The organism is Flavobacterium stagni (genome assembly GCF_004122105.1).
In the GTDB taxonomy this organism is placed as follows: domain Bacteria; phylum Bacteroidota; class Bacteroidia; order Flavobacteriales; family Flavobacteriaceae; genus Flavobacterium; species Flavobacterium stagni.
The window spans coordinates 724,789-741,446 of the sequence record NZ_SBKN01000001.1; the positions used below are offsets into that span (position 1 = coordinate 724,789).

14 protein-coding genes are annotated in these 16,658 nt (G+C 39.8%); 7 read left to right on the forward strand and 7 right to left on the reverse strand.

Going from position 1 to position 16,658, the window contains the following annotated elements:
• The first annotated feature begins 827 nt into the window (after positions 1–827).
• The gene (locus EQG61_RS03205) at positions 828–1,115 is read left to right on the forward strand and encodes a DUF6471 domain-containing protein (RefSeq protein WP_129460446.1); all 288 of its coding nucleotides are present in this window, start codon (positions 828–830) and stop codon (positions 1,113–1,115) included.
• Positions 1,105–2,469, forward strand: a complete 1,365-nt coding sequence (gene dcm, locus EQG61_RS03210) for a DNA (cytosine-5-)-methyltransferase (protein WP_129460447.1) — start codon at positions 1,105–1,107, stop codon at positions 2,467–2,469. The genes EQG61_RS03205 and dcm overlap by 11 nt, the downstream gene beginning before the upstream one ends.
• On the opposite strand, the gene EQG61_RS03215 is transcribed toward dcm, so the two are convergent.
• From EQG61_RS03215 to EQG61_RS03235, 5 genes are all read right to left on the reverse strand, one after another.
• The gene (locus tag EQG61_RS03215; protein ID WP_129460448.1) at positions 2,423–3,367 is read right to left on the reverse strand and encodes a DpnII family type II restriction endonuclease; all 945 of its coding nucleotides are present in this window, start codon (positions 3,365–3,367) and stop codon (positions 2,423–2,425) included. The genes dcm and EQG61_RS03215 overlap by 47 nt on opposite strands.
• A 15-nt stretch (positions 3,368–3,382) precedes the next feature.
• Positions 3,383–3,595, reverse strand: a complete 213-nt coding sequence (locus EQG61_RS03220) for a DNA cytosine methyltransferase (protein ID WP_235829014.1) — start codon at positions 3,593–3,595, stop codon at positions 3,383–3,385.
• Positions 3,596–3,731: 136 nt separating this feature from the next.
• Positions 3,732–3,965 carry a hypothetical protein gene (locus EQG61_RS03225; protein WP_129460449.1) on the reverse strand — a complete coding sequence of 78 codons (234 nt, stop codon included), beginning with the start codon at positions 3,963–3,965 and terminating at the stop codon, positions 3,732–3,734.
• A 277-nt stretch (positions 3,966–4,242) separates the two neighbouring features.
• On the reverse strand, positions 4,243–6,261 hold the full coding sequence (locus tag EQG61_RS03230) for a M13 family metallopeptidase (RefSeq protein WP_129460450.1): 2,019 nt from the start codon (positions 6,259–6,261) through the stop codon (positions 4,243–4,245).
• Positions 6,262–6,462: 201 nt separating this feature from the next.
• Entirely contained in the window at positions 6,463–7,485 is a 1,023-nt protein-coding gene (locus tag EQG61_RS03235; protein ID WP_129460451.1) for a LacI family DNA-binding transcriptional regulator, read from the reverse strand.
• 159 nt (positions 7,486–7,644) lie between these two features.
• Between EQG61_RS03235 and EQG61_RS03240 the strand changes: the two genes are divergently transcribed.
• The 5 genes from EQG61_RS03240 to EQG61_RS03260 all read left to right on the forward strand — a co-directional run bounded on the left by EQG61_RS03240 (position 7,645) and on the right by EQG61_RS03260 (position 14,158).
• Positions 7,645–10,284: a TonB-dependent receptor gene (locus tag EQG61_RS03240; RefSeq protein WP_129460452.1), complete on the forward strand. Its 2,640-nt coding sequence runs from the start codon at positions 7,645–7,647 to the stop codon at positions 10,282–10,284.
• Positions 10,285–10,378: 94 nt separating this feature from the next.
• Positions 10,379–10,729 (forward strand): glutaredoxin family protein, encoded by a 351-nt coding sequence (locus tag EQG61_RS03245; protein ID WP_129460453.1) that lies wholly within the window; start codon positions 10,379–10,381, stop codon positions 10,727–10,729.
• 3 nt (positions 10,730–10,732) lie between these two features.
• Complete coding sequence (locus EQG61_RS03250; protein ID WP_129460454.1) at positions 10,733–12,040, forward strand: MFS transporter; 1,308 nt, start codon at positions 10,733–10,735, stop codon at positions 12,038–12,040.
• Positions 12,033–13,211 carry a glycoside hydrolase 100 family protein gene (locus tag EQG61_RS03255; protein ID WP_129460455.1) on the forward strand — a complete coding sequence of 393 codons (1,179 nt, stop codon included), beginning with the start codon at positions 12,033–12,035 and terminating at the stop codon, positions 13,209–13,211. The genes EQG61_RS03250 and EQG61_RS03255 overlap by 8 nt, the downstream gene beginning before the upstream one ends.
• An 8-nt stretch (positions 13,212–13,219) precedes the next feature.
• Positions 13,220–14,158, forward strand: coding sequence for a carbohydrate kinase family protein (locus EQG61_RS03260; protein WP_129460456.1), 939 nt, complete (start codon positions 13,220–13,222; stop codon positions 14,156–14,158).
• A gap of 101 nt (positions 14,159–14,259) precedes the next feature.
• Here the strand turns inward: EQG61_RS03260 and EQG61_RS03265 are convergent, their stop codons facing one another.
• Entirely contained in the window at positions 14,260–15,210 is a 951-nt protein-coding gene (locus EQG61_RS03265; protein ID WP_129460457.1) for a hypothetical protein, read from the reverse strand.
• Positions 15,210–16,640, reverse strand: coding sequence for an MBOAT family O-acyltransferase (locus tag EQG61_RS03270; RefSeq protein ID WP_129460458.1), 1,431 nt, complete (start codon positions 16,638–16,640; stop codon positions 15,210–15,212). Before EQG61_RS03270 ends, EQG61_RS03265 begins: the two co-directional genes overlap by 1 nt.
• Positions 16,641–16,658 lie beyond the last annotated feature (18 nt).

Below are 16,658 nucleotides of genomic sequence, written 5' to 3' on the forward strand. Positions count from 1 at the left end.
AATAGAATCAAAAATTAGGGGGTGTTGTTTCATTTTTGTGAGTTTATCAAAAAAGAAGGTGTTTTTTTATAGGGTTGTAAATTCGAAAACGATTTTTTTATGGTAGTCGTTAGACTTTGGACTTTAGACGTTAGAATGTAAAGGAATTCACAACGGATTACTGATAGCTAATTGCTGATCACTGACCACTGTTGACTGCTCAGCAGCTCAGCAGCTAAGATTCTCAGCAGCTTTCAAACCCCTTTCCTTTTGTATTCCTCCCATTCTCGTTCCATTTTGAAGCTATTCATGTTGCCTTTTACCTAAGGTTTAGTGGCACAACTGTGGCACAACCGTGGCAGAACCCCGAAGTAAACCGCAAGATGACTGGGAGAAGACTGGAGTAATTTTGGTTGTCGGTTGTTGGTTGTCGGTTGGAAACGGGAGTGATTAGTGACTAGACTGATGACTTACGACTGATGACTATTCTTTCCTCTTACTTCACATCCACAAGCATCCTTAATTCATAAATCCTATTTTTTGAAACCTTTAGAACGGGTTAGGGTAAAGGTAAGGTAAAGGTAACCTAAAGGATACCATTAGGTAACCACGAGGTTAGTACGGAGTTAGTACGGGGTTAGTCCGAGGTTAGTCCGAGTAGTAGGTTGGGTGGTGGTGGATAAATTAGATGTTTGATTCTGTTAGGTAGTTGTATAAATTATCTTCAACGGGAACATTCAATTTGAAAATCATTACTAATTATATCTTAATTTACATTTTTATATATGTAAAATATTTTGCATATATGAAAATAAATTGTTAGTATTGCAAATATAAATTCATCAATTATGGTAAGTTGGAATGATAAAGTCAAAAGACTTCTTAAATCTGAACTAGTGAAACGCGGTGTTTCTAACACTGATTTGGCTATTCTCTTGAATGAAATTGGTGTCCACGAAACTAAAGCAAGTATTGATAGTAAAATTAGTCGAGGAAGTTTTAGTGCATGCTTTTTCATACAATGTCTATCAGTAATTGGATGTTCAAAAATTGAAATCGAAGAGTTAGAGTCTTCAATATTAATTGCTGCTGAGCCAAGTGTCGAATATTATAAAAAATCAAGTAATGGAAACTAGAAAAATTAAATTCATTGATTTATTTGCAGGACTAGGCGGAATCAGGCTTGGTTTTGAAAATGTTTTTAATAGATTAGGTTATAATACTGAATGTGTAATGACTTCTGAAATTAAACCTTATGCAGTTAAAACTCTTAAACATAATTTTAAACATAATTTTTTAGCTGGTGATATTTTTGATGTTAGTAATGAATTTATTCCTGATTTTGATTTTTTGCTTGGGGGATTTCCTTGTCAGCCTTTTAGTTCCGGAGGAAAAAGACAAGGTTTTCAAGATACTAGAGGAACATTATTTTTTGAGATTGAACGTATTTTACGAAATAAGAAACCGTATGGTTTTATTCTTGAAAATGTAGAAGGTCTTGTAAAACATGATTTAGAAAACAAGAATGATGAAATTGGTAGAACTCTGTCAACGATTTTATATGTCCTTGAAAAGGATCTTGGGTATAAGGTTTCTTGGAGAGTATTTGATTCAATTGAGTTTGGTCTACCGCAGTCACGAAAACGTATTTTCATTGTCGGAACAAGAAATAGTAAAGTTGAATTGCATGGAAATGAGCCAAAGTTTTCAAAGCTTGAAAGTATTTTAGAAAAAGGTCTTGAAACTATAAAGTCAGACTTCACAGAAAAACTATTGTCGCTCTTTGAAATAGAAGATTTATTTGGTAAATCTATAAAAGACAAACGTGGTGGTGATAATAATATACATAGCTGGGATATAGGAATCAAAGGCGAGGTTAATGATGAACAATGTATACTTCTAAATAAGTTATTCAAGGAAAGACGAAAAAAGCAATGGGCTATTGAAATAGGTATTGACTGGATGGACGGTATGGCCTTAACACTTGAACAAATAAATACTTTTATAAATAAACCTAAATATGAATTAAAGTTAATGCTAGACGACTTGGTTAATAAAGGTTATTTGAAATTCGAATACCCAAAAAAATTAGTAAAAGAACAATTTTCAAATGGGATTAAATCATATAGAGTCTATGATACAACTAAACCAAAAGGTTACAATATTGTAACAGGAAAATTAAGTTTTGAAATAAATAAAATTCTTGATCCAAATGATATTGCTCCTACTTTGGTAGCCACTGATGTTTCTCGACTTGCTGTTCCAGACGGTAATGGATTAAGACGTTTAACTATACGTGAAGGATTGCGTTTATTTGGTTATCCAGAATGGTACGAGATACCAACAAAAGAATATGATGCTTTTGATTTGTTAGGGAACACCGTTGCAATTCCAGTAGTAGAATTCGTGAGTTCAAGAATAGCGGATGTTTTGAGTCATGAATTTATGGTATTGGATAAAACTCATTCAAAACTTCATCAAGTACATTAAGATTTCTTTGGTTAAACACATAGTCACTCGAAACATAAATACGGTGTAAGTCATTTTGTCTTCCAACCCATCCAAAGCCATCACAATAGTTTAATAATATTATTTTATTCGCTCTATGATTCGCATTATGTCTCTGTAGAGTGCTATAAAATTCAACAAGTTGATCTGCTCTTTTTGATTGACCACTACCTGTAGTTATATTGTATGATGATTCAATTAAAATTATAGGAGCTTCTACACTTGGAATGAGGAAATCAATGTTTTTGTTTAGTAAAGGAAATTCTTTCTGAATTTCATATTTGAGAGTTGGATTAATTGAATCATGATAATTGTCAAGTCTAGATTTAATAATTCTTTCAACATGTGCGCCAACTTCATTAGAATATTTGCCTTGAATCTCATTATCATTGAGTATTCTTTCAACATATTTAAAGTCCTTTAAATCCTCTATAAACTCTTTTTCAGTTAATTTGAAATTTCTCATGTAGTATAGAGGAATTTCAATACCGATTCTTGATTTTCTACCATTAATAAAAAAATCTATTATCAAATTTCTAAATTCTATATCATCTTGTATAGTTCTGCTTATTCGTTTTACGTCCCATTCAGTTCGAAATTCTTCACTATTAAATCTGTATCTTATCAAAGAAACAACTCTTTTAAGACGTTCCTCCGAAAGTCCTATTAATGATACAAATGCTTTTAGCTTTTCATAAGCAGAAAATTCAGTATCTTCTGTTAAAAAACGTGTTAACATTTCACTGTTAGAAAATTGGAAACAATTATCATTAATATGATTAGTTATTGGTTCAATTGAAAATAAAAAATTATTGTCAAAATTATCATCTATCATAAATGACATACTGTTTTTCCAATCTTCAAATGATATCTTATTCATAATATTTTATTTTGTTTACTTGATAATTATATTTACCATTTTAGACTTTTTAAAATCCAAAATATTTTTGGCTTCACAGTTGAGGTTGAAATTATGGTTGTAGGTGTCAACCGCAGGTTTCCAATGGTCAAATCCATGTATAATTTTATATCCCATTTGTCTGAATCCCTCAGAAAATCCACCGGCTCCACAGAAAAAATCGATAACAGTTAATTGTTGATTTTGCATTCTAAATTGTAATGTAGTATTATGTAAATTCAATTAGGCTAATTATTTTGTAAATTTCAATAAAATACCAATTGCACAAATGCTAATACCTACGCAATTTTCAACAAAATAACTTTAAAAACCTATAGGAAAAACCCTAGTTATTAAAAGTGTTTTTCATATTCTCATATGCTTCATTAAATACTTTCCTTTCTAAACGGTGTAGTTCCCTCTCCACATCCCAGCCTTCAATAAACGTTTGGTCACTTAGGGAAACTTCTTCTCCATCTCGTGCTCGAGTGAGTATGTCAATTAAAGTAATGGTGCTACACGAATAATAATTCGGATAAAATCGCTCTACAAAATCCCAGTCTATAGTGGTGGTTGCCATGGTGTATATTTTATATCTCTAAAGTACAAAAAATCCCCCACACACCTGCAGGGGATTACAACTAACCAATCTTTTTAATTCTGTATGAAATGAAAGGGCAAACGGGGTTACTTTCACGGGGCAAAGAACGGGGAACAGCGTTAGGTTTAGGTAAAGACGGTGTGAAGTTTGTATAAAAAATCCCCCACATTGCTGCAGGGGATTTCTTTAAGTTTCAAGTTTCAAGTTTCCGTCTTTCACGACTTACGACTTTCAGACTTACGACTTACGACTTCCCTTACCAAATCTTCACGCGTTGGTTCGGAGCGAGGTATAAGGAATCGCCGGGTTTTACGTTGAAGGCTTCATAGAATTCGGGGATGTTGCGCACCACACCGTTGATACGGAACTTGGCCGGTGAATGCGGGTCGGCAGCAATCTGCGAACGGATGGCTTCTGGACGGGATTTGTCTAGCCAAACTTGACCCCAGCCTAAGAATACGCGTTGGATGCCCGTAAAGCCATCCATTTTAGGTGCTTCTTTGCCGTCTAAACTCATTTTATAGGCTTTGATCGCAATGCTTAATCCGCCCAAGTCACCAATGTTTTCTCCTAAAGTATATTGTCCGTTGACAAATAATTTAGGTAGAGCCTCAAAGCTGTTGTATTGCGCTACTAAAGCACCGGTTTTCTTTTTAAATGCAGCTAAATCAGCTGGCGTCCACCAGTTGCGCAATTTACCGTCACCGTCAAAAGTACTTCCTTCGTCATCAAAACCGTGTCCAATTTCGTGACCAATTACTGCACCAATTCCGCCATAGTTTACGGCATCGTCAGCGTTCATATCAAAGAACGGCGGTTGTAAAATAGCCGCTGGGAATACAATCTCGTTTAACGATGGGTTGTAATACGCATTTACCGTTTGTGGTGTCATGCCCCATTCGGTGCGGTCTACAGGTTTGCCCAATTTGTCCAAATTGCGTTGGTATTCATAAGCGGCACAACGTTGCAGGTTGCCGTATAGGTCGTTTTTCGCAATGGTCAACGACGAGTAATCCCGCCATTTATCTGGGTAGCCAATCTTAATCATGAACTTGTCTACTTTTTTCAAGGCTTCTTTCTTCGTAGTTGCACTCATCCAATCCAATTTTTGGATGCTTTCGGCATACGCTTTCAACAGGTTTTTCACCATTACCGTCATGCGTTCTTTGGCTTCAGGCGAGAAATGTTTTTCCACATATAATTTTCCAATCATTTCGCCCAAACCACCACTCACGGTTTGTACCGCACGTTTCCAGTCGTCGCGTTGTTTTTCGGTACCGTTTAATACTTTACCGTAAAATTCAAAGTTTTGGTTGTCCAAAGCCGTTGTTAAATAACCTGCAGCGCCGTCTAATACGGTCCATTTCAAGTAAGTTTTCCACGTAGCAATAGGGGTTGCTTTAATCAAAGCATCCAAGCTTTTCATATAGGAAGGCTGTGCAATCACAACCGTTTTTTCTTTACTCATACCTGCTTTTTCCAAGTAGGTTTTCATGTTGAAGTTGGGCATCAACGTTTTTAACGCTTCCAACGTCATCGGGTTGTTTAATTTCTTGGAATCGCGGTTGTCTTCTTTGCGCACATGAATGTTTGCTAGCGCCGTTTCCAAAGCCACAATAGTTTGTGCATCGGCTTTGGCGTTGGGGAATTGTGCCAAGGTCAACATTTTCTCCACATGTTGGGCATACGCCGCACGAATGCTCGTCATTTCAGGAGCTGTAGCAATATAGTAATCGCGATCGGGTAGTCCCAATCCGCTTTGCCAAGCCATGATTACATTTTTCGTTGGATCCACATAATCCGTATTGACAAAAACACCAAACGGCGCACGCGTTCCTTCACGGTTGGCAGCACCTAAGTAAGCCGCTAGTTGTTCGTTGTCTTTTAAAGCGTCGATTTTAGCCCACTCGGGTTGAATCGGACTCAAGCCTTTTGCATCACGGCCTTTGCGGTCCATGAATGAGGCGTAGAAGTCGCCAATCTTTTGTTCTTCAGAGCCGGCCGAACTGTTGCTTTTGGCAGCGGCTTGGATGATTTCTTTGACGTCTTTCTCGGATTTGTCCAACAACATATCAAAGGCACCATAAGCGGCTTTATCGGCAGGGATTTTGGTTTTACGGCTCCAATTGCCGTTGACGTAGGCGTCAAAATTATCGCCCGGTTTCACCAACGTATCCATGTTGGCTTTGGTTATTCCGGAGTGTAAGGGTTCGCTCTTCTGGCACGAAGTGACCATAGTCATTAAGGCTAGAACCGGTAAGGTTAGTTTTTTCATAATCGGATTATTTAGTCGGATTGATTGAATAAGTAGGATTTTATGGAAAAATGTTACAGTAAAGCTGCTGAGAGGCTGAGAGGCTGAGCTGCTGAGCCACTGTTCTCTGAAATAGTTATTAGTGACTAGTTATTAGTTTCTGCCTACCGATTACTGATTACTGATTACTGCCTACTGATTACTGCCCACTGAATACTGCTCCTAAGCTCTCGTCGATTCCCGCTCTATAATTTGCGTTTCAAGACGTACCGTTTTGGGTTCCATACTGCGGTTTTCTTTGCGGGCATTCATTTCTTCCAATAATAAATTAAAAGCGGCCACGCCCATGTCGTAACTGGGTTGTTCAACGGTGCTTAAGGATGGCGTGATGACTTGCGACATGAACCAGTTACTAAATCCGATGACTTTGATTTGTTGCGGTACCTTGATGTTGTTTTCATTGAAATAGGCCAATACGCCCACAGCGACCAAGTCGGTAATACAGAAAATACCGTCCACATCGGGATGGTCTTTGATGATTTGTGCGGCGAATTCTTTACCTTCTTCGAAAGAAACCCGACTACAGGTGTAGACCAAAGAAGGGTCGAAGGGAATATCGTGTTTTTCCAATCCTTTTTTATAGCCCAAAAAACGGTCGATGGCATTTTGCGGATTTACGGGTCCGCGAATGTGTGCAATTTTCGTACAGCCTTTGGAAATCAGATGGGCTGTGGCTTCGAGGGCGGCTTTTTGGTCGTCGATAATGACTTTGGAGCTATTTAATAACTTGGAGATTTTGTCAAATTGAACAAAGGGAACGCCACGGCGAAGGAGTTCTTTCAAATGTTCGTCGTCGTTGGATTCATTGGATAACGACATCACAATACCGTCCACGCGTTTGTTGAGCAACAATTCCACCTGACTCTTTTCCATCACCACGGATTCGCTGGATTGTTGGATAATAACGAGGTAGCCGTTCTTTTCGGCTTCGGCCACAATACCGTCAATGACACTGGAGAAAAAGTGGTGCACCAATTCGGGAATAATCACCCCGATGGTTTTGGACTCTTTGGTGCGAAGGTTCACGGCAAACGAATTGGGCGTGTATTGCAACTGATGCGCAAGGTCATGCACGGCCTTGCGGGTTTTGTCGCTTACATCCGGATAATTCTTTAATGCTTTGGAAACCGTAGTAATGGAAATGCCTAAGGTTTCGGCAATTTGTTTGAGTGTCGCTTCTTTCATTGTAACAAATATGGTGAAAAAAATCGATTTCGGAAATCGAAAACGTTTTCGGTATTTTCGAAAACGTTTTCGGTGCGAAATTCTTAATATTCTGTTAACCAAAAAATTAATTTCGAAATAATAATCAACTCAAATTAATAATCAATTAAAAACTGAAAAATGAAAAAAATTACTAATCTTTTGCAGAAATCGCTGTTACTAGCTATGCTATTGCTAGTGTCGCAAGCTTTTGCTCAAAGTGGTGTTTTGTCAGGAAAAGTTACCGATGCGAAAGGTAATGCGGTGGTTGGGGCCAACGTAGCTGCCGGTTCAAAATCGACAACGACTAATGAAAGCGGTGCTTACAGCATCGGTGGATTGGCTGACGGCGCAACTTCAGTAACCGTGTCATTCATTGGTTACAAAACCATTAAAAAAGAAGTATCGGTAAAAGGAAACACGACGGCCGATTTTCAAATGGAAGATGATTCCAAAAGTTTGGATGAAGTAGTTGTAACAGGGGTTGTGCGTCAACGTACAAAATTGCAATCGAGTGTTTCGGTGAGTTCGGTGAATACCGCACAAATCGAACAAGCGGCTCCACGTTCAACTGCGGAGATCTTCCGTTCTATTGCGGGTATTAAAGCTGAGCCAACAGGTGGTGAGGGTAATGCCAACATTACTGTACGTGGTATTCCAATTGCGTCTGGAGGAGCTAAATTCTTGCAATTGCACGAAGATGGTTTGCCTGTAATGCAGTTTGGTGACGTAGCGTTTGGTAATGCGGATATTTTTGTTCGTAACGATCAAACCTTAGCACGCGTAGAAGCAATCCGTGGAGGTTCTGCTTCAACGGTTGCGAGTAACTCACCAGCAGGGATCATCAACTTTATCTCAAAAGATGGTAAAAAAGAAGGCGGTACGTTAATGCAACAAGTTGGTTTGGATTTTGGTCAAACCCGTACTGATTTTGAATACGGTTCTCCATTAACTGAAACATTGCGTTTCCACGTGGGTGGTTTCTACCGTCAAGGAGAAGGACCTCGTAATGCAGGATATACAGCGAATTTAGGTGGTCAGTTCAAAGCGAATTTAACCAAAGAATTCAAAAATGGATACGTTCGTTTGTATGTAAAATATTTGAACGACAAATCAATTGGTTATTTACCAATGCCTGTAAAAGTATCAGGTACCAATGCTAGTCCGAACTGGAGTTCTGTAAGTGGTTTTGATATCTTACACGATACACCACACAGTGCTTATATGTTAGATAACCTTACTATCGGTGCTGATGGTGAGCGCAGAAGAAGTAATATGGCAGACGGTATGCACCCGATCAACACGTCGTTTGGTGCAGAAATGTCGTTCGATTTAGGTGATGACTGGAAAATTGAAAACCGTTTCCGTCAAAACTACATCAAAGGTCGTTTTGAATCTTTATTCCCAGCAGAGATTACTACAGGAGGTGCTTTAGCGAGTGCTTTTGGTGTAGCGAATTTAACGTATGCAAACGGACCTTCAGCAGGTGGAAACTTCAGCAACAATGCGTTGGCAATGCGTATTCACACTTTTGACACTGAAATCAACAACTTCAACAACTTCACCAACGACATGAAATTGTCTAAAAAATTCGGTGATGTTGATGTAACTTTTGGGTACTACAGAGCGTTCCAAAACATTAACATGTCTTGGTTATGGAATTCGTATTTGATGGAAGTAAAAGGCGATAATGCCGCTTTATTGAATGCAGGTTCTGCTACTTCAAACGGTTTATATGCTTACGGTGTGCCACTTTGGGGTAACTGTTGTACGCGTAACTACGATGCGAACTACGATATCACTGCTCCTTATGCAGCGGTACAGTGGAAAGCTTCTGAAAAATTAACGGTTGATGCGAGTGTTCGTTTTGATTCAGGTAAAGCAAGAGGAACCTATGCTGGTGCTACACAAGCGGCTAATTTAGATGTAAATAACAATGGTGTAATTGATGGTCCAGAAGCGAGTGTTTCTGTGGTAGATAATGCCAACCGTAAACCAATCAACTACGATTATGATTATACTTCATTCTCTTTAGGTTTGAACTACTTAATGAATGAAAACCAATCGGTATTTGGACGTTACAGCCGTGGTGGTAGAGCTAATGCTGACCGTTTATTGTTTGGACCAAACATCTTAAACTCAGGTGCAGCCATCAATGGATTAAGCGCGGATATGGTTGATCAAGCGGAAATTGGTTTCAAACGCAAAGGAGAAAACCACACGTTTTATGCAACAGCTTTCTATTCAAAAGTTTCTGAACAAAACTGGGATTTCGGTGGAGGTTCAGGAGGAATTCGTCAAATCCAACGCGAATACAACGCTATGGGTCTTGAGTTAGAAGGAAGCTACCGTGTAAGTGACTTCAACATTATGGGTAACGTTACGTATACCAAAGCAAAAATTGCTTCTGATGCGTTAAATCCATCTGTAGAAGGAAACCGTCCACGTCGTCAAGCGGATTTCATCTATAACATTGTACCTTCATACAAATTTGGAGGTAAAAAACAACATAACGTAGGTTTCTCAGTAATTGGTACTACAAAAGCTTACGCACAAGATAATAATCAGTTAGTTATGCCCGGTTATGCTTATGTTAACCCATTCGTAAGTGTTGAATTGACAAAAGGTCTTTCGGCTACTTTGAATGTAAACAACGTTTTTGATACAATCGGTATCACTGAGGTTGAAGAAGGAAGCATCACCGAAAATCAAGACAATATCTTACGTGCACGTTCTATCAACGGTAGAACTACAACGTTAACAATCGCTTACCGATTCTAAGATATTTTTCATGTTTATTTTGTTAGCAATTCCTGCGTCAGAAGATGGCGCGGGAATTGTTTTTACGTAAATTGGTAGTCTAAAAATCAATATCATGCGCATTCTATACTACGTATTCTTTTGTTTTTTGTTTAGCGGATCTGTTTGGGCTCAAACACCTTCAACGGCTGTAACCACACAACCCGCCAAAGAAAAAGTAATTATCATATACGGTAGTGCCGATTGCCATTATTGTATCGACACCAAAGCTTATTTGGACAAGCGCAAGATTGCGTATGTGTTTTATGACATCGACAAGGATACAGTGGCGCTTCGCGAAATGTTGGCGAAGTTGAAACAAGCGGGTATGCCTACGTATGGGCTATCCATTCCTGTAATCGATAAATACGGAGTGTTGTTTATGAATGACATTCCCTTTGACGATTTCCTCAAAAAACTGGACTAATCCATGAATTTGAAACCCCATCTTAGTTTCTGGCAAATTCTCAACATGAATGTCGGCTTCTTCGGCATACAATATAGTTTTGGATTGCAACAAAGTGCGGTCAATCCCATCTACGATTTCTTAGGCGCTAGTCCAGATGAAATTCCGTTGTTGAATTTGGCCGGACCCGTAACGGGATTGCTCGTTCAACCCATCATTGGTGCTTTGAGTGATAAGACTTGGCACCCGCGTTGGGGACGTCGTAAGCCGTATTTCTTAATCGGAGCCCTCTTGTGTAGCTTGGCTTTAATTGCCTTTCCGTTTAGCAGTTCGCTCTGGATGGCTGCAGGCTTGCTCTGGATTTTGGATGCGGGGAATAATATGGCGATGGAGCCGTATCGTGCGTTTGTAGCCGATAAATTAAATGACGACCAACGTCCGTTAGGGTTTCAAATGCAGAGTTTCTTTACGGGATTTGGGCAAACCTTGGCGAATTTATCCCTCTTTATTTTCCCAATGATTATTGTGGGAAAAACGGGTTCGTTGCCCACTTGGGTATTTGCTTCCTTCTTTTTGGGTGCAATATGTTCCGTGGGTTCGATTTGGTGGAGCATGCGCACCACACAAGAGATTCCGCCCAGTGAAGAAGAATTGGCACATATCCATGCGCAAAAAGGGGGCGTTCTCGAACCATTAAAAGAGATATTTTCAGCTATAGCCGAGATGCCGAAACTATTGTGGCAATTGGCTTTGGTGTATTTGTTCCAATGGTATGCCTTGTTTTGTTATTGGCAAAATTCCTCTAAGAGTATCGCACTTTCCATTTGGAATGCCACCCCACAATCCGATCCTGAAGCCTATGAACAAGCGGTGAGTTGGACCGGTTTGGTCAACGGTTGGTACAACATTGTGACTTTTTTGGTGGCTTTTGCTTTAGTAGGATTGGCCAAAAAATACAGTCCGAGAATCACACATGCGTTATGTCTCACTGCCGCTGCCATTGGATTTTTATTCTTCCCGCATATTCATGACAAATCTTTATTGTTTTTTGCCATTACCGGATTTGGGATTGGCTGGGCAAGCATGATGGGAATTCCCTATTTGATTGTCGTTTCTGAAATACCTAAAGAGCGTTACGGCGTGTACATGGGCATTATCAACATGATGATCGTTGTCCCGATGATTATCCAAAACTTGACTTTTGGTTACATCATGAAACACTTCTTACACAACGATGCCCGCCTAGCAATTACACTCGCTGGAATATTGCTTATATGCAGTGCGTTGTTAACCCTACGAATGAAACCTAAAACTACTACTCAAAGTGCCTAATACCGTTTACCAAAAAGCGCTCGAATTGCTGCATCAAGCTTCGGCACCGCAAGGATTTTTAGCCTCGGTGCAACCCATTACCAATTACAATCGGGTGTGGGCACGCGATGGCGTCATCTGTGGATTGGCGGCGCTAACAACGGGCGAAGCAACGCTGATTGAAACCTTTCGAAATACCTTAGAAACGCTTGCCCAACACCAGCATGAAACAGGGACTATTCCGTCCAATGTGGCTTTTGGGGAGCAGGGGACTTCTGAAGTAAGTTATGGCGGTTTGGCAGGGCGCGTGGATGCGGTGACTTGGTTTGTTATTGGAGTTACTCAATATACGTATGTCACGGGTGATTTTTCATTTTATAAAAAAATGGAAACGGCAGTGCAAAAAGCATTAGCCTTATTACAAAATTGGGAGTTCAACAACCGCCATTTGGTGTATGTACCGTTGTCGGGCAATTGGGCCGATGAATACATTACCGATGGTTATGTGTTGTATGATCAGATGTTGCGCATTTGGGCTTTACGGGGCGTACAACATTGTGCTCCAACTGAAATGAATGCAGCTAAAATCGCGGCTATTGAAGCACAAGTACTGCTTAATTTTACCCGCAATACTGCAGAAGACCATTATCATGAGCGTGCCTATCAAGAGGTGACCTGGAACCGCTATATGCCGTGTTCGTTTAATCCTGCAGGATACAAAAACCGGTATGATGCGTTTGCCAATGCTTTAGGTTTGTTGTTGAACTTGGGTTCGCCCGAATTCCAGAACATTCAAATTGAATACATGATGGAATTGGCAGGGCAACAACCGCTCGGACTCGTGCCTGCCTTCTGGCCACCTGTTTTTGCAGGGGAGGAAGATTGGCATTTGTTGAAGAACAATTGCAAATACGAGTTCCGCAATCATCCCTATGAATTCCATAACGGCGGTTCATGGCCAATGGTTAATGGTTTTTGCGGAATGGCTTTAGTGCAGCGTGGTTTTATTGCCGAAGCGAATCAATTGCGGGAACAATTGGACGATGCCAATGCCTTGGAAGATTTTGCTTTTTATGAAAATTTCAATACCCAAACCATGGCCCCCAATGGCGTACCGCAATGTACCTGGAGTGCAGCGGGATCGGTATTATTATACACTCATTTATTCTCACAAAAACCCTTATTATTTTAACCTAAATCATGGAATCAAAAACCATAGATATTATAAGTATGGGCGAATTGCTAATCGATTTGATTGGGCATGAAGTCAACACATCGATTAATCAAACTAAAGATTACCACCGTTTTTTAGGAGGTTCGCCCACAAATGTGGCTGTTAATGCCGCACGCTTAGGCTTACAATCGGTATTGGTGGCTTCATTTGGTCAAGACGGTTTTGGCGATTATGCCATGCGCAAATTGAAAGCGAATCAAGTGATTACTTCACAAATTCGACGCTTAGAACATTTACCAACCTCCGTTATTTTTGTATCAAAATCGACAGAAACCCCTGATTTTATTCCGTACCGTCAAGCTGATTGTGAAATCATTGGAGAACAATTACCGGATGCTGTTTTGGCGCAAGCTAAAATCTTTCACACCACTTGTTTTGCGTTGAGTAAAAAACCGGCACAAGACACGATTTTAGAACGGGCAAGAGCGGCAAGTGCCATGGGCTTGCAGTTGAGTATCGATTTGAATTTTTCAGAACGCATTTGGCCCAACCGCGAAGAAGCCAAAGCGGTGATAAAAGATTATTTGTCGAACAATCCTTTGGTGAAAGTTAGTGAAGACGATTGCTACCGTTTGTTTGCTGAGGTCAAATCAGAAGATTTCATTTTTGAATATTTCCACAGTTTTGGGGCACAAACGGTGTGTTTGACTAAAGGAAAAAAAGGCGTGGTACTCTCCGACACCCAAGAAGGATTGATTACTCAAAAAGCCATGGAATTAAACGATATCAAAGATACAACCGGTGCGGGTGATGCCTTTTGGACCGGATTCTTATATGCCGGTTTGCAAGGTTATTCCTTAACCGATCGGATTACCATTGCCCAAAAGTTAGCCGCAATAAAATTGCAAAATGTGGGGCGCTTACCCGAAAACATCGATATTCGATCGTTGTTGCATGTTCACTAAATAAACAGGTCTATTTATAGAGAGAGAAGGCGTTTCTGCGAGGGAACGTCTTTTTTTATGAGATAGAATTAATGCCGTTTTTCGTTGCGAATACGAGCTAATTATTTTTTAGGTAAAGCAGAATGGGGAATGTTCGGACTGTTCTTTTGCATCAGAATTAATTGGCATAAATCTTTGGTAAATGCCACACCGCCAAATTTGTCAATGTGATTCCCGTCGTAGGTTTTGTACTTGTTGTTTTTCAATAAATTGAAATAGGAAACGTTAGTCGTTTTTGCCAATTTTTCAATTGTGGTATCAAATTCGGGCCAAAAGTTGGTTTCAATTTCTTGCAATTTTTCATCGACAGGCATACGCACAAGCACCACCGTTCCGTGTTGTTCTAGGAACTGAATCATTTCCTTTAAGGCCTTTACACGGTAGTCGCATTTTTTCCAACGTTGGGCAAATCCGTTATAAATTTTGTATTGGTTTTGTTTCCAACCCACAAATGTAGTGCTGTCTTTGGGTAGATTGCGTTCTTCCATCCAACCGTCGGGATGCAATTCTGAGTTTTGTTTGAATAAAGCCCGAATGTGTAAGTAGTTGAAATTTTTCACTACATATTCAAAATTGGGATTCATATTCACCCACCGCATATTGTGGGGCGGATGGTCGGCTTCCATGAAGATGCCGTTCTCAAAATCGTCTTTTTCGCGTTGTGCTAAAACCCACGGATTCACATTGATAATGAACAATCCGTTTTTGGTATCGGGGTCCATTTTACGTTTCACACTTTCTGTATAAGCCGGTCCATAAGCCGCTTGTGTAATGGTAAAACTGTAATTGAACATGGGGAGTTCGAAGCCTTTGTCTTTTAATTCTGCATCGACAATTCGGGGTTGGATGCCTTGAAAACTTCGGGAATCCCCAAGAATAAAAGAATGTTGTTTTGGGGTGGTGAATTTTAAATAAAAATAATCGATATAGCCCCCGTATTTCATCAATACCAGACTGGTCGCTAATAGGGCGATGCAACTAAAAAGGCTTAAGCGAATTAAGAATTTTTTCATCAGAACTGGAAATAGATAAATGTATCGGAGCTCACTCCAAAAATTAGTAGCATTAAAAATACGAATAAGTACAAAAGCCAGCGCACCCAACGTTGGGAGATGTAACTCAATTCGAAACCGTGATTTTTATGACGGTGTAGCCATTCGACAACTAATAATACCGCTATAAATCCAAAAGAAGAAAGACTTACTTCAGGTTTAAAACCGCGAGAAAAGTCAAACATTTTTGTCAAATAACGGATGGCTTCCGTTACATTGATGGCTCGGAAAAATACCCAAGCAATTACGGTAATACCAAAAGTGATCGCTATTTGTAAAGTTTCTTTTACCGAAGGTAAAAAAGTGTTTTGGGCTACAGTGTCGGTATTGGCTCGGTTAAGTTTGAATACGACCAACGGAATAAAGCACAAGGCATTGATCCCGCCCCAAATGATAAACGTCCAATTGGCGCCATGCCAGAGTCCGCTCACCAAGAAAATAATCAACACGTTTCGGAGTTGACTGTAGAGTCCGCCTTTACTTCCGCCTAAAGGGATGTACAAATAGTCCCGAAACCAGCTGGAAAGGGAAATGTGCCAACGCCGCCAGAATTCGGCGATATCTCTTGAAAAATAAGGAAATGAAAAGTTTTTTAGCAATTCAAATCCCAATAAACGTGCGGTTCCCAATGCGATATTGGAATAACCTGCAAAGTCGCCATAAATTTGAAAAGCGAAGAAAAGTGCGCCAATCCATAGACTTCCCGCATTGTATTGGTTGGGATGGTTGAACACTTCGTTAACGACCATTGCACAATTATCAGCCACCACCACTTTCATAAACAAACCCCACAGAATTTGACGCAAACCATCTGCAGCTTTGTACGGGTCAAAAGTCCGGTCTTGTTTAATTTGCGGGAGTAGATGTGTAGCGCGTTCAATGGGTCCGGCCACTAACAACGGGAAAAAACTAACGAAGACACTGTAGTCTACAAAGTCTTTTTCGGCTTTAATTCGGTTGTAGAAAATATCAATAACATAGCTTAGTCCATGAAAGGTATAGAAAGAAATCCCCACTGGGAGAATGACATTGAGTGTAGCGGCATGGCCTTGAATGCCGAAAAGGGCTAGGAAGTCAATAAACGAACTTACAAAGAAGTTGTAGTATTTGAACACTCCTAAAAATCCAAGGTTAATGAGGACACTGAGCCAAAACCAAAAGCGCTTTTTTCCTATTGAGCCCGATTTTTCCATTTGGAGTCCGGTGTAATAATCCAAAAGGGTTGAAAAAATCAGTAAAAAAAGGAATTTATAGTTCCAACAGGCATAAAAATAGTAGCTCGCAACCAGCAATAGAATATTCTGGGCTTTCCGATATTTCTGGGTAAAAAACCAGTACAGGATAAACACTGCAGGGAAAAAATACAGAAAACTGAACGAGTTAAAAATCATGTAGGATTGGTTTTGGTA

What these genes read in the sequence shown, in the direction of transcription:
- EQG61_RS03205 (WP_129460446.1), top strand. Translation starts at nt 828, where the DNA reads ATGGTAAGTTGGAATGATAAAGTCAAAAGACTTCTTAAATCTGAACTA.
- dcm (WP_129460447.1), top strand. Translation starts at nt 1,105, where the DNA reads ATGGAAACTAGAAAAATTAAATTCATTGATTTATTTGCAGGACTAGGC.
- EQG61_RS03215 (WP_129460448.1), bottom strand. Translation starts at nt 3,367, where the DNA reads ATGAATAAGATATCATTTGAAGATTGGAAAAACAGTATGTCATTTATG.
- EQG61_RS03220 (WP_235829014.1), bottom strand. Translation starts at nt 3,595, where the DNA reads ATGCAAAATCAACAATTAACTGTTATCGATTTTTTCTGTGGAGCCGGT.
- EQG61_RS03225 (WP_129460449.1), bottom strand. Translation starts at nt 3,965, where the DNA reads ATGGCAACCACCACTATAGACTGGGATTTTGTAGAGCGATTTTATCCG.
- EQG61_RS03230 (WP_129460450.1), bottom strand. Translation starts at nt 6,261, where the DNA reads ATGAAAAAACTAACCTTACCGGTTCTAGCCTTAATGACTATGGTCACT.
- EQG61_RS03235 (WP_129460451.1), bottom strand. Translation starts at nt 7,485, where the DNA reads ATGAAAGAAGCGACACTCAAACAAATTGCCGAAACCTTAGGCATTTCC.
- EQG61_RS03240 (WP_129460452.1), top strand. Translation starts at nt 7,645, where the DNA reads ATGAAAAAAATTACTAATCTTTTGCAGAAATCGCTGTTACTAGCTATG.
- EQG61_RS03245 (WP_129460453.1), top strand. Translation starts at nt 10,379, where the DNA reads ATGCGCATTCTATACTACGTATTCTTTTGTTTTTTGTTTAGCGGATCT.
- EQG61_RS03250 (WP_129460454.1), top strand. Translation starts at nt 10,733, where the DNA reads ATGAATTTGAAACCCCATCTTAGTTTCTGGCAAATTCTCAACATGAAT.
- EQG61_RS03260 (WP_129460456.1), top strand. Translation starts at nt 13,220, where the DNA reads ATGGAATCAAAAACCATAGATATTATAAGTATGGGCGAATTGCTAATC.
- EQG61_RS03265 (WP_129460457.1), bottom strand. Translation starts at nt 15,210, where the DNA reads ATGAAAAAATTCTTAATTCGCTTAAGCCTTTTTAGTTGCATCGCCCTA.
- EQG61_RS03270 (WP_129460458.1), bottom strand. Translation starts at nt 16,640, where the DNA reads ATGATTTTTAACTCGTTCAGTTTTCTGTATTTTTTCCCTGCAGTGTTT.